Source organism: Nostoc sp. (assembly GCF_036917635.1).
GTDB lineage: Bacteria > Cyanobacteriota > Cyanobacteriia > Cyanobacteriales > Nostocaceae > Nostoc.
On sequence record NZ_JBALCW010000099.1, the window covers coordinates 44370 to 57266 of the forward strand.

General features: G+C 41.1%; 12 protein-coding genes. 7 read left to right on the top strand and 5 right to left on the bottom strand.

Annotated elements, in window-relative coordinates; genetic code table 11:
• Positions 1-445 precede the first annotated feature (445 nt).
• From V7K32_RS24630 to V7K32_RS24640, 3 genes are all read left to right on the top strand, one after another.
• The gene (locus tag V7K32_RS24630) at positions 446-928 is read left to right on the top strand and encodes a hypothetical protein (protein WP_334996877.1); all 483 of its coding nucleotides are present in this window, start codon (positions 446-448) and stop codon (positions 926-928) included.
• A gap of 586 nt (positions 929-1514) precedes the next feature.
• Complete coding sequence (locus tag V7K32_RS24635; protein WP_334996879.1) at positions 1515-1769, top strand: YlcI/YnfO family protein; 255 nt, start codon at positions 1515-1517, stop codon at positions 1767-1769.
• A complete protein-coding gene (locus V7K32_RS24640; RefSeq protein ID WP_334996881.1) occupies positions 1762-2193 on the top strand; it encodes a type II toxin-antitoxin system VapC family toxin in 432 nt (143 codons plus the stop codon). Before V7K32_RS24635 ends, V7K32_RS24640 begins: the two co-directional genes overlap by 8 nt.
• Positions 2194-2462: 269 nt before the next feature.
• Here the strand turns inward: V7K32_RS24640 and V7K32_RS24645 are convergent, their stop codons facing one another.
• The 3 genes from V7K32_RS24645 to V7K32_RS24655 all read right to left on the bottom strand — a co-directional run bounded on the left by V7K32_RS24645 (position 2463) and on the right by V7K32_RS24655 (position 6709).
• Complete coding sequence (locus tag V7K32_RS24645; protein ID WP_334996883.1) at positions 2463-4532, bottom strand: prolyl oligopeptidase family serine peptidase; 2070 nt, start codon at positions 4530-4532, stop codon at positions 2463-2465.
• Positions 4533-4757: 225 nt separating this feature from the next.
• Positions 4758-4973 carry a DUF2839 domain-containing protein gene (locus V7K32_RS24650; protein WP_229482725.1) on the bottom strand — a complete coding sequence of 72 codons (216 nt, stop codon included), beginning with the start codon at positions 4971-4973 and terminating at the stop codon, positions 4758-4760.
• Positions 4974-5125: 152 nt separating this feature from the next.
• Positions 5126-6709 (bottom strand): ATP-dependent DNA helicase, encoded by a 1584-nt coding sequence (locus tag V7K32_RS24655; RefSeq protein WP_334996887.1) that lies wholly within the window; start codon positions 6707-6709, stop codon positions 5126-5128.
• Positions 6710-6869: 160 nt separating this feature from the next.
• Here V7K32_RS24655 and V7K32_RS24660 point away from each other — a divergent pair, with 160 nt between their 5' ends.
• The 3 genes from V7K32_RS24660 (at position 6870) to lysS (ending at position 10675) form a co-directional block, all read left to right on the top strand.
• Positions 6870-7832, top strand: a complete 963-nt coding sequence (locus V7K32_RS24660) for a M48 family metallopeptidase (protein WP_334996888.1) — start codon at positions 6870-6872, stop codon at positions 7830-7832.
• A gap of 259 nt (positions 7833-8091) precedes the next feature.
• Positions 8092-8523, top strand: a complete 432-nt coding sequence (locus V7K32_RS24665; protein ID WP_334996889.1) for a hypothetical protein — start codon at positions 8092-8094, stop codon at positions 8521-8523.
• Positions 8524-8989: 466 nt separating this feature from the next.
• Entirely contained in the window at positions 8990-10675 is a 1686-nt protein-coding gene (gene lysS / locus V7K32_RS24670) for a lysine--tRNA ligase (protein WP_334996891.1), read from the top strand.
• 468 nt (positions 10676-11143) lie between these two features.
• Here the strand turns inward: lysS and V7K32_RS24675 are convergent, their stop codons facing one another.
• On the bottom strand, positions 11144-11713 hold the full coding sequence (locus V7K32_RS24675; protein WP_334996893.1) for a DUF2854 domain-containing protein: 570 nt from the start codon (positions 11711-11713) through the stop codon (positions 11144-11146).
• A 307-nt stretch (positions 11714-12020) separates the two neighbouring features.
• Here V7K32_RS24675 and V7K32_RS24680 point away from each other — a divergent pair, with 307 nt between their 5' ends.
• Entirely contained in the window at positions 12021-12194 is a 174-nt protein-coding gene (locus tag V7K32_RS24680) for a hypothetical protein (protein ID WP_334879022.1), read from the top strand.
• A 130-nt stretch (positions 12195-12324) separates the two neighbouring features.
• Here V7K32_RS24680 and V7K32_RS24685 read toward each other — a convergent pair whose 3' ends face one another.
• A complete protein-coding gene (locus V7K32_RS24685) occupies positions 12325-12741 on the bottom strand; it encodes a response regulator (RefSeq protein WP_334996894.1) in 417 nt (138 codons plus the stop codon).
• Between the last annotated feature and the right edge of the window lie 156 nt (positions 12742-12897).

Here is a 12897-nt window from a genome sequence, read left to right on the forward strand (position 1 = left end):
GTTTACCTATTTGCCAGATATCTACGAGTAATAACTTACACTAAAAGTATAAAAATAGCTTTTCTTATTCCTTGCCACTTATTCTCTATTTTCAAGACAGATGTGACTTTATGCACCATTACAAATAGTTACAAGTATGTTAACAACGATTGCGATGTATTTCATTTGAAAACTTTTCCGGAATATCCACTTTTAAAATTGGTTTCATTCCTTGTCATCCCATCAGGGTAGATATATTCGTCAAACAATTTTGGATTTTGGATTTTGGATTTTGGATTGCCGATACCGCAGTGTAAACCCTGCGCTATAGCTTTGCTTAGAGCCAGTCCGCGAGCGTCTTTTGGATTTGTTTTGTCCACAAGGCTTAAGGCATGAACCGAAATAATTTATTAATCTTAAATCTAAAATTGGCACGATTATTAAACTAGTAATAACTTTTTGAAATATGCAAACAAGAAACTTAATTACATCATTGACATTAGGTATAACCTTAGCCGCAATACCTGTATTGCAATCTCATGCCCAAGTCGCAAGAACACCAAACTTGTATAATTTCACAGGGTATAATTCAAATGGCAATAAAGTTAGCATTAATTACTCAACATCAAGCATTACTGGTAAGCCCTTTTTCAACTATCAAGAGCAGAAACAGACATTAAACTTTGGGGGAGATGAAATCCGTACTGTAGATACGGAAATTGGTACGCTAGTGACTGTGACTATTAAAAAGACAGTAGATACTGGTAACACCACATTTACCTTGCTCATACCTCGTATAAACCTTGGAAATAACAACGAAGCAAAAGTTGAAACTAAAGGAATTACCACAAAAAACCGCTTTTCTGTGATTCCTCAATTCAACCAGGGGCAGCAACAAAATTATACAACAATCCTTCTCAAGGGGACAGCCCAAGCTGTTGCGTTTTAAGCACAAGAGGGATAAAAAAAATTAAACTTCTTGCTCAGATGAAGAAAAGGAGTAAGGTGGAAATAAAGAATTGTTTCTCTCCACCCTTACTGCTTAAACTGATTGCCTTTTAATTTGGTATCTAAGTGATAACATATTTTGATTAATGGCTTATTACAACAAACTTTCCAACTTGTCATTTTTACGAGCGATCGCTTTTATATAATTATTTAATGCTATGTCATCTCTCCAATTTAAATCAGCATGGAAATACAACTATTGGTGCATATTTGGGATACACCTTAAGTAGCTAGACAAGATAAAACCAAACTATGTAACGAAAAGCAAAATCTCTGTATTTGGCTCGTAGTTGCGCCCTCTTGCGCTTTAGCGCAACTACGAGCCAGTGATGATTATTTTCGCCCACTTACTTACCCAGAAGTGGAAGCGATCGCATTTATCAAATTGATGAAGCAATCAATACTAAATATGTTGGGTGAGTGGTATTAGCAGGCGATTGAACTCAAGGCAACAGGTGAAATGATTAGAGACTACACCATAAAACGGTTATAATAAATGGTATCAATATTTGGCTGCACTTATGGCTATGGAACGCGAAGCTCTAACAATTCGGTTTCCGGCTGATTTACTTGTCAAAGCTAAGAAGATTAAAGAGGGTAATGAATCCTTGAATGATTTAGTGGTTGAGGCTTTGGAACGTGAGGTAAGCCGCCGCCGGGGATGGTCAGCCCATCAACGGATAATTGATCGCAGTGAAACCGTTAAAGCTAAAACGGGGATACAACCAGCCTCTACAGATTTGATTCGCAGCCTCAGAGAGGACGAAGGGCGACGTGACTAGAGTTTTGTGTTTAGATACCAGTGTTTGGATTCCCTATCTTGTACCAGAAGTTTATCAACCCCAGTCTAGAAAACTAGTAGCAGAAGCTTTAAGTCTGAGTATACGGTTAGTGGCTCCGGCTTTTGCGTGGGCAGAAATAGGATCTGTGCTAAGAAAGAAAACCCGCCTGGGAGTAATTACAACACAGGAAGCGCAAGGTTTTTTTGAAGACTTCTGTGAACTGCCTATTGATTACATTGAAGAAGAGGCAATTAGAGCAATAACCTGGAAAATTGCCGATAAATACGGATTATCTACCCTTTATGATGCCGCCTTTCTTGCTTGCGCCGAGAGTGTGTCTGGGGAGTTTTGGACAGTTGATGCTGCACTGGTTAGGCAACTCATGCCCCGACCTGCTTATCTCCGAGAAATAGGAGAAATATAACAGTATAGAGAAGTTTGACTTTTAAGACCTATGACTGCAATGTGGGGAGAATTTCAGGGAATCATATAAGTAGGTAGGCAAGATAAAACCAAACTATGTAACGAAAAGTAAAATCTCTATATTTGGCTCGTAGTTGCGCCCTCTTGCGCTTTAGCGCAACTACGAGCCAGTGATGATTATTTGCGCCCACTTACTTAACTGTAGTTTCCACTTCTGAAATAATGCGGTGCGTTACACTGCATTAACGCACCCTACAAATAAATTAACCCCTAAACTTCAACATTCAAAGTACGCACCAAAAAAGCCCATTTATCTGCGGCTTCTTCGATAATCTTAGCCGTGGGTTTACCCGCACCATGTCCTGCTTTAGTCTCAATTCTAATTAGCGTTGGCGCATCACCTGCGTGATTTGCTTGCAAAGCTGCGGCAAATTTGAAACTATGAGCAGGGACAACGCGATCGTCATGATCGGCTGTGGTAATTAAGGTTGCTGGGTAAGCTGTATCTGGTTTAATGTTGTGTAGTGGCGAATAAGCATACAGCGCTGGAAACTCTTCTGGATTATCTGCTGAACCATATTCAGAAGTCCAAGCCCAGCCGATGGTAAATTTGTGGAACCGCAACATATCCATGACGCCGACTGCTGGTAAAGCTGCACCAAACAAATCGGGACGTTGCGTTATACAAGCACCCACTAATAAACCGCCGTTACTACCACCTGCGATCGCTAGCTTCTCAGTCTTACTATACTTATTCGCAATCAACCACTCAGCAGCGCCAATAAAGTCATCAAAAACATTCTGCTTTTTATCCTTCATTCCTGCTTGATGCCATTCTTCGCCGTATTCTCCACCGCCGCGGATATTAGGCATAGCATAGACACCACCCATCTCCATCCACACCAAAAGACTCACAGAAAAACCAGGTGTCATTGAGGCATTAAAACCACCATAGGCATAGAGATAAGTTGGGTTATTTCCATCTAGATTTATGCCCTTTTTATAAGTGATAAACATTGGTATTTTAGTACCATCTTTGCTATGATAAAAGACTTGTTTAGTCTCGTAATCATTAGGACTAAAATCTACCTGTGGCTGGCGGAAAATGGTACTTTTACCAGTTACCATATCGTAGCGATAGATAGTTCCTGGTGTGGTAAAACTGGTATAAGTATAAAAAGTTTCGGTATCATGACGCTTCCCTCCAAAACCGCCGGCTGAACCGAGTCCAGGTAATTCTACCTCACGAATAAACCCACCTTTAAGGTCAAATATTTTAATTTGGCTGTGAGCATCTTTGAGGTAATCAGCAACAAATTGGTTATTGAGGATGCCTAAACTTTCCAACGTTTCTGCTGATTGGGAAATGATTTCTCGCCAATTTTCTGGTGCAGAGTTTTTGGTTTCAATAGCAATCACTCTTCCTCGTGGTGCATTTAAATCCGTGCGGAAATAAAACACGCTATCATCATTATCGATAAAGCTGTAATCTGCCTCAAATTGGTTAATTAGTTCTACGACTTCAGCATTAGGGTTAGTCAAATCTTTAAAAAAGACTAAATTTTTGGAGTCAGTACCTAACCAAATTGAAATTATTAAATAGCGTCCATCTTCAGTAACACCGCCACTAAAACCCCATTCCTTTTGGTCAGGACGATGATAAATTAGTGCATCTTCTGATTGGGGTTTACCTAGTTGATGATAGTAGAGCTTTTGATAATAGTTAACATCTTCTAATTGACTTTTTTCATTTGGCTCATCGTAGCGACTGTAAAAGAAACCTTGATTATCATGTGTCCACGATGCGCCAGAAAATTTAATCCACTTCAGGTGGTCTTGGAGGTCTTCACCAGTTTCGACATTCCGTACCTTCCATTCTTGCCAATCAGAACCAGAGACGGATAGACCGTATGCTAAAAGTTTACCATCCTCGCTAATAGACAATCCTGAAAGAGCAACAGTGCCATCTTCTGAAAGTTTATTAGGGTCGAGTAAAACTTTGGGTTCGTCGTCGAGGGTTTTCAGAGTGTAGAGGACACTTTGGTTTTGCAGTCCGTCATTTTTGAAATAAAAGTAGCGCTCACCTTCTTTAAAAGGGATGCCATATTTTTCATAATCCCAAAGTTTGGTGAGGCGCTGTTTAATTTTTTCCCTGGTAGGAATTTCACTCAAGTAGCCAAAAGTAACTTGATTTTGTGCCTCAATCCAAGCCCTTGTTTCTTCAGAGTCAGGATTTTCTAACCAACGGTAAGGATCTGCGACTAAAGTACTGTGGTAGTTATCTACTTGATTGCTTGTATGGCTGGATGGGTAGGTAAGGGATTTTTTAGAGGATGGCATAATCTCAGGTCAAAAGTGCTTCTTTATATACTACAAAGAGAGACTCAAGACGTAGAGCATATACTGACCAAAGCTGCGGGAAAATTCCAATTTAGGACTAGCCCTTTCAAGTTCCTAAGGTCAAATTAAGGGTTTGAAACCCACGGAGGTGGGTTTTGTTTGTGTAGACGCGGTTTCTAACCGCCCGTTTCGCTAAACCCCTATAACGCGGTTCTACGGCAGCATTTAGTAGACTACTTGCCACCAACCGAAGGCGGGGCCGATAAAACGGATAGTTGCCCATGCTACAACCATAAGGCCAATGCCTATCCAAGCACCACGACTTGTCCAACTGACAAATAATTCGGCTTGCTTTTTTGTGATGGGAAGCCAAGGCAAGATGCGAGTTTCTTGACCGTATGTTTCCCCTAGTGTGGTTTTACGACGCTTTGCTTCACCCATAATCAGCAACTCAAATTTTTACTTAGGTTCTATCTAAATTTATCTTGCCAGGAATCATAGCTACAGAGAGGCAATAAACTGATAATAGTACTTGCTTTTAGACGATCGCGCTTTGGTTGACAAAATGTAAATTGGGCATTGGTAACTGAACTTTAAGCAGAATTTTCTTCATCGGTATTAGAAAACAGACTGGGGTCGAGATAGTTAATGCGGGCCAGAGGACTTAAAGCGGCGAGAATTTGAGCGCCGTAGCTGCGATTAACTACACGACTATCAAGTAAAGCAACAATACCTTGACTTTCTCGGACTGGAGCGATCGCTCTTTGTAATTCATTCAAAGCTGCTGGTAACAAATATAAACGGAACCAATCTTGATGCGATCGCTTATAACGAGCTACCCTACCAGCTACTAGCGGATTTTCTAAAGATGGTAAAGGTAAAGTAGCAATAATTAACAAATGGGGTGCTGGCAAGACTCGCTGATGTTCTCGCCAAAATTCCCAACCGCTAATCAAAATACCATTTTCATCTAAACAAGTTTTTTCTACTTGCACCCGCGAACCAAATTCTGAAGCCAAAATTGTCGCCACTTGAGCCTTGAGTGGTACATCCCCCACCAAGACAACCGTCAATCCTGGTGCTGTAGCACTTAGACAAACCAGTGTGCGGACTTTGTGAATAAATGCCGCTTGAAATTCTGGCGTGTTGGGTAAGGGCAATTTATAAGGTACATATAGTTGAATTGCTTCGGCTTGTCTCTCCGAAGAGAACTTCAGGCAAGTTAAATCGTCCAAACCAAGGCGCTGTCGGAAAAGAGGAGCCTCAGTTTCTGGTTCTATGGCGCTGCCAATTAAAACTACTGGTTGTCGCTGCCATAAGGGTGAGAGGATTTGCCCTAATTCCATTGGCGCATAGTGCAAAGAAAATAAACCTTGTCGATGGGCAATAGTCGCCCAGAAGAGGGCAGGGGGGGCAGGGGGGGCAGGGGAGGCAGGGGGGGCAGGGGAGGAAAGATTTTCATTAAGGGTTTGAAATTGTTGCCAGAAATTTTTCCAATTATCTGGGAGGTTGGCTTGATCTAAAGCTAAATAGAGACGGCTTAAAATTTCTATTTCTGGCTGGGAAATTAGGTAGCACTGATATGGATTGACAGGATGCTGAAAAAGTTCGTGTGTAAGTTGTATCCGGGCTTCACGAATTGCCTCAGCTTGATTTGGGCAAGCCAGCATGAGTTGCTCCCAATCATGGGGTTGAATATCTTGCGTAAGTTGATCGCGCACCCAATCTTCTAGATCATCTACTCCATCAATAATTGTAGGGATGCCTTGGGGAAAGCATGAGCCACCAGCAAATTGTCCTTTTAACCAAGCTTCTGGAGAGGTCAACAGTAGCCCTTGGAACTGGCCACTAGGCCAAGCATCACCTGTCCTAATCGCTTTGTTGGCTGGTAGCCACTGCTGTAGACGGGGAATTTCCACCCGCAACAGAAGTTGCTGCACGGCTTCTTGAGCAACAATAATTACAGGGCCATGCCACATCAGGGCTGATGCTACGAAACTAGTACGATATCGCCCTTGATAGCCACAAACCGCCCCTACTTGAATTAGGGCGCTACGTCCCAATCGTAAGGCGCGTGCTACCAACCGTGCCATCGTCAAATGATGGGGCCAGGAAGGGAACCCCGCTTGCGATCGCAAAAAGTTATGTAGTGAAAAATGAACTTCTGCCTCAATCACACGCTTTTAATTCCATACAAAGTGACTTTTACGAACAAAGCCCCATTTCTATTATCTTGTCATTAGTCATTTGTCGTTTGTCCTTTGCCATTGATCCAAAACTAATGACCAATGACCAATAACTAATCACCAATAACCAAGCACCTAAATACCCTGAATTATGCCAACTTACACAGGAATTTCCAGCGAAGCCTTTAGGCATCCACTAGATCGCCAAGCCGAGCAAGCTTTACGAAATTTACCAGGATTTGATTTAATCGCTCGTAAATTTGTGGAATTTATCTACGAACGCCCTCAGTTAGTCTATCTAATGGGTAACACCATCCAAGTCGGGCCGCGTCAATATTCCACTATTTACCAGATATTTCGGGAATGCGTCCGAGATTTGGACATTTACCCAGAACCGACACTGTTTGTCTCGCAAAATCCCCAAGCAAATAGCTATGCGCTGGGGCAAGAGAATCCTTACATAGTCATAAATACAGGGATACTAGAGTTACTCGACGAAGCCGAAATTCGGGCGGTGCTAGCCCATGAACTGGGGCATATTAAATGTGGTCATACTATTTTAATTCAAATGGCGATGTGGGCAATGAGTGCTGCTTCCGCCTTGGGAGAATTAACCTTCGGCATCGGTAATATTGTCACACAAGGTTTGATTTACGCCTTTTTTGAGTGGCGGCGGAAAGCTGAGTTATCCTCAGATCGCGCCGCACTACTAGTTATGGATGACTTAAATCCCGTCATGTCAACGATGATGAAACTCTCTGGCGGTAGTAACAAATATGCCAATGAATGTAGTTTACAAGAGTTTATCAAGCAGTCAGAAAATTATCAGGCACTCGATGAAGATGGACTGAATCAGATATATAAATTCTTGATCTACAATGGCGGTCAGGGTATGATGTTGAGCCATCCTTTCCCAGTGGAACGCTTGCATTACTTACGGGCGTGGGCAGTATCCGAAGAATACGAGCAAATTCGCCGAGGAAATTATCAGCGATCGCCTGCTTCAGGATCAGTAAATGTTGCAGCAGAATCTTCTGCAAATGAAACAGAAACTTTACGCCGCCAAATTGAAGAATTACAACGGGAAATCGACAGAATGAAAAGGTCTGAGTAGTTTGGAGTCCTGAGTACAGATTAACAGAAATGAGCAATAAAGTGATAATTTTGTAAAAGCTTGAATTTGAGTCTCTATTTTAGCAAAAATAATTCAGTTAAGTTTGCCATTCTAGTTTTTTGGATTCCCTTAAAGCGGATAATATTTTCTAGCTGAACTATCATCCTCTTACGGGTGGATAAATTCAAGATTCAAAATTAAGGCTTGAAAATTGCTTAACTATATCTCAGCATTAAATTAGATGTAGGCATTTCTGAATATGGCAATTCACTTGACAAAACGGCTTTCTGTGTTCGCTGTTATTCTAGCTCTTGTCCTTTCCATGCCGGGAATTGCCTTAGCTGCACCCGTTAAAGTCCATACTACTTATGGTGTTATTTCCGCCCAAACTACCAAAACTGCAAGCTACTCCACCTCGTCGGAGATTAATCTGACTCCCTTACAACGCCAAGAACTCCAGGCTGTGCGTCAGAGAAGAAACAGGGAAATTGAGGCAGTCTTAAACACATCACAACGTACCCAACTTAATCACAATCTCCGGGCTGGTAATAATATCAATCAAGCCCTAGAAAAACTAAAACTGCATTTGCAACCAGAACAGCAAGATTTTGTAAAGGCGATCATGCAATTTACTAACTTGAAAATGAAGGCTATTTCGTCTAGGCATTTGCTAACAATAGACCATAAATAAAGGTTTGACTTGTACATTAGATTATTGAATCGTTGTCATAGAAGATATAAATCATATTTTCTATGACAGCCTTTTGGATAAAATGCGATCAAGCGATCGCACTTTTTTTGTAGGTATCTCATTACTAAACCACGTCTATCTTGAAACCTATAGTTATTCCATGATGAAAAGGATTTGCCCTCATCCCCCAACCCCGAATCCCAAATCTGGGATTCGGGGAGCCAGAATTTCAAACTCCCTCTCCCAGATTTGGGAGAGTATCATTGTATTTGGTTTGGCGATAAGCTGTTCCACATTTAACTTCCATAGTTATGGCGGGCTTTTCGGCCCACCCCACAAGAGTTTGATTTAATTTGATTATGCAATTTAAATGTTTTTCAGCTTACTATCAACTGCAAAGTACAAATATCTCTTACTCTCAATTGCAGCATCTATAATTAATCTTGCCCCCTGAAAGTTCGTTACCATGTCGGAAGAAGATATCCGGGCCGCAAGGCTGGAGAAAGTAGAACAACTCAAGCAGCTAGGGACTAATCCCTACGCCTATCGTTGGGAATCTACCCATCATGCAGCGCAGTTGCAAGAACAGTTTGCCGATTTAGCCAGTGGTGAAGAAGTTGATTTAGAAGTTGCGATCGCTGGACGCATTATGGCGCGTCGCGTTTTTGGTAAACTGGCTTTCTTCACTTTGCAAGATGAAACTGGCACAATTCAGCTTTATTTGGATAAAAATCGCATCCAAGAAAGCATGGCAGATATTGATGCTGATGCCTTCAATCATTTAAAACAACTCACAGATGCAGGCGACATCCTGGGAGCCAAAGGTACTATTAAACGGACTGAAAAGGGCGAGTTATCTGTCTACGTTAAACAATATACTATCCTGACTAAATCCCTGTTGCCGCTACCCGACAAGTGGCATGGATTAACGGATGTTGCCAAGCGCTACCGTCAGCGCTACGTTGACTTGATTGTTAACCCCCAAGTACGGCAAACTTTCCGCCGTCGCGCCCAAATTACTGCCGGTATTCGTCGCTATTTAGAAGAACGAAATTTTCTGGAAATTGAAACGCCTGTTTTGCAAAGTGAAACTGGGGGTGCAGATGCGCGTCCATTTATCACTTACCACAACACTTTAGAAATGGAGTTGTATCTGCGAATTGCTACAGAACTTCATCTCAAGCGGTTGATTGTGGGTGGTTTTGAAAAGGTGTTCGAATTGGGGCGGGTTTTCCGTAATGAGGGAATTTCAACTCGACACAATCCCGAATTTACGACAATTGAAATTTACCAAGCCTACGCCGATTACAACGATATGATGGCGCTGACAGAAGGAATTATTACCACTGTCGCCCAAGATGTACTCGGCACATTGCAAATTACCTACCAAGGGGAATCTATAGATTTAACACCACCTTGGCGGCGAGTGACAATGCACGATTTAGTTAAAGAATTTACAGGCTTGGATTTCAATTCTTTCCAAACATTGGAAGAAGCAAAAACAGCAAGTAAAAATGCTAGTATTCCTGCTGTAGATGAAGCCAAATCAATTGGAAAGTTATTGAATTTAGCTTTTGAAGAGAAGGTAGAAGCTAATTTAATTCAACCTACCTTTGTAATTGATTACCCAGTAGAAATTTCGCCTTTAGCAAAACCGCACCGTTCTCAACCTGGTTTGGTGGAAAGATTTGAGTTATTTATTGTCGGGCGAGAAACTGGGAACAGCTTCTCAGAACTTACCGATCCTATCGATCAAAGAGAACGCTTAGAAGCTCAAGCTGAAAGAAAAGCTGCTGGCGACTTAGAAGCGCAAGGTGTAGATGAAGACTTTTTGACAGCTTTAGAATACGGTATGCCGCCTACGGGTGGTTTAGGGATTGGGATTGATCGCTTAGTAATGTTATTAACTGATTGTGCCAGTATTCGGGATGCGATCGCCTTCCCGCTACTCAAGCCCGAAGGCAGCGTTATTAAGGAATTTACCTATGAGCCAAAAACTCAAACACTAACTATTGAATTTGATAGTGGAAGTGTTTATGAGTATTTCAAAGTACCTCCCAGTATTAAGGAAGACTTAGACAATGCACCGTCTAAAGGTCAATACTTTAACAAGTTTATTAAAGGGAAATTTAAGTTTGAACAGTTGAGTTAAGCTACTAAGTACCATTCAAAAATAATTACTAATTCGTAATTAAAGCTTCAACTCTGCTCAAAAGTCGGGTGCGTTAGCGCAAAGCGCTAACGCACCATTTTTATTACCTAAGCTGCACTCACTTAGGGACTTGCAAATAAAAAAATATTCAACTACTTGTTGTGGGGTAGGCCGAAAAGCCCGCCTATATACAAGGGCGGGCTTTTCGGCCCACTCCACAAGATTGGGTAATTTATTTGTTGGAAGTCCCTTATTCTTACGACATAAACATTCCGATGCTACTTGACGGAATTTCCTAGCTAGAGCAAAAACATTCCTATAGATAGATGAAAATTAGTTGTGCTTTTTTCATCTTCCGTTGTTGGAGTGCTTGTTATTACAGGTATCCCTTTATTTTTTGCCCAGCCTCTCACAAGTGCGATCGCTCACAGGAAAAACGCAAAATCGCACGGAAGCTTATGTTATTGACTATTGACTACTGACTAATGACTCTTTTTGAGTATTGATCAGTGCTAGCTCAATTTTATCTTCAGATGGCTGCGTTATTTCAACCTCCAATCCAGGGCCAAAATAGTTGGTCATTTTTTCCTGCTTTTTTTGCCAGACATCAATTGGTATTAGCGGTGAATCAAATTCTAAAACTAGGGCATAGCCGCCATTAACTTCTGTTTCTCGCAAACCTGTTACTGTTGGTCGTTCCTGGTCTGAGGGACTCAAACCCAGAAAAGAAAGTGTTGTATCTAGATGAGCATCTTGACCGTAACAATATCGGGTAATATCTTTGCGAATTTTATTTTGAGTATCAGTTGCTTGCTGTTGGCGCAATATCAATGCTGACGGTGACGTAGTTTGGGTAAAGGGTACTGGCTTGAGTTCATTAGCTTTCAGCGCCAATCCTCCCAACAATAGAGGAATTCCGTAAAAAAATCCGACAAGATTTAATGTGGCATTATTAGCACCATAGGCGACGAAACCCATGATGGTTAATATACCGCCGATAGTTAAACCGAGTGTTCCTAAAGAAATTTGGCGTAGCATGAGCTTAAATTAGTATAAAGTCTGAATACCTCAGTTTTATTATCATCGGCTATGAATAACTAATTAGGGAAGAACATCGTTTCTAGACGGTAATATTCAACCAACTCAAAATTGCTAGCTAAAGACTGACACCGTAAGAAGTCAAGAGGTTCTGCCTTCTTTATACAAGAATTTCCGTAGACGCAAGGAAACGGATTTCTAACCCACAAAGTTCGTGTAGTAGACTAGTAAGGGCGTATTATTGCCCCAGAATATTGGATTTTGAGTTAACTTTAAATTTAAAGGTAGTTAAAGATTAGGAAAAAAAATGGATTTACAGACTATAAAACAACGAATTGGCGCAGTTCAAAGCAAACGCGAGTACCTGTTAGGGCTACTAGAGCAACCAAATTTGGGAACTTTGAGAGTTGACGTAAATCAGGCTTTGGAAGAACTGGATGAATTAATTGATGAATTTAGACGCACCATTCCGGTAGAGTAGAAATTATCAAAAATTGCGTCGGTTTAACCGTCAACTTCAGGTTATACCGACGTTACTCAGTAGTATCATTGTCTTCAAATCGTCAGAATTTAACTAAGTCTGAGTTGACGAAGCAACATAGCTGTATCATTTATCCTACAACTGAACGATCTCCTGCACCTTGACCTAACTGCCTAACTAAGGCAATAAGTTCGCTTGTAGGTACATCTTTCTTGCAAACGTTATCAAAGTTAGACATTGCCTTTGTCCCCTGAAAATTTACGTCTTCCACTGAGGAGTAAGCAAGGATCTGGCTGTTCGGCGATATAGCTTTAATGTGACTAGACGCACTCCAGCCATCCATGACTGGCATTTGTAAATCTAAAACAATTACATTAGGATGGCAACGTTTAACCATTTCTATAGCTTCTTCACCATTGCTGGCTAAACCTACTACTTGAATATTTTCCTGGCAAGAAAAAATTAATTGTAAGGTTAAACGAGTCAGTTCGTGGTCATCAACTACTAGAACACGCAAGGTAGAAAGATCACAGGATAACATTAACATTGAGAGAAAAGACGAAATTATTTCAGAAGAACCTCTCTAGTCTATGGGAACAAATGCCAGCACTAACTCTATCCTATGGTTGAATAACTTGTCTTAACCCATGACAAAAAACTTAGATAACTTCTCAAAAAAGTCAAGTTTTATAAAAAACTAAGT

Excerpts from the sequence above, each read along its gene's own strand:
- V7K32_RS24660 (WP_334996888.1), top strand. The coding sequence starts at position 6,870 with ATGCCAACTTACACAGGAATTTCCAGCGAAGCCTTTAGGCATCCACTA.
- V7K32_RS24635 (WP_334996879.1), top strand. The coding sequence starts at position 1,515 with ATGGAACGCGAAGCTCTAACAATTCGGTTTCCGGCTGATTTACTTGTC.
- V7K32_RS24645 (WP_334996883.1), bottom strand. The coding sequence starts at position 4,532 with ATGCCATCCTCTAAAAAATCCCTTACCTACCCATCCAGCCATACAAGC.
- V7K32_RS24685 (WP_334996894.1), bottom strand. The coding sequence starts at position 12,741 with ATGTTAATGTTATCCTGTGATCTTTCTACCTTGCGTGTTCTAGTAGTT.
- V7K32_RS24630 (WP_334996877.1), top strand. The coding sequence starts at position 446 with ATGCAAACAAGAAACTTAATTACATCATTGACATTAGGTATAACCTTA.
- V7K32_RS24680 (WP_334879022.1), top strand. The coding sequence starts at position 12,021 with ATGGATTTACAGACTATAAAACAACGAATTGGCGCAGTTCAAAGCAAA.
- lysS (WP_334996891.1), top strand. The coding sequence starts at position 8,990 with ATGTCGGAAGAAGATATCCGGGCCGCAAGGCTGGAGAAAGTAGAACAA.
- V7K32_RS24675 (WP_334996893.1), bottom strand. The coding sequence starts at position 11,713 with ATGCTACGCCAAATTTCTTTAGGAACACTCGGTTTAACTATCGGCGGT.
- V7K32_RS24650 (WP_229482725.1), bottom strand. The coding sequence starts at position 4,973 with ATGGGTGAAGCAAAGCGTCGTAAAACCACACTAGGGGAAACATACGGT.
- V7K32_RS24665 (WP_334996889.1), top strand. The coding sequence starts at position 8,092 with ATGGCAATTCACTTGACAAAACGGCTTTCTGTGTTCGCTGTTATTCTA.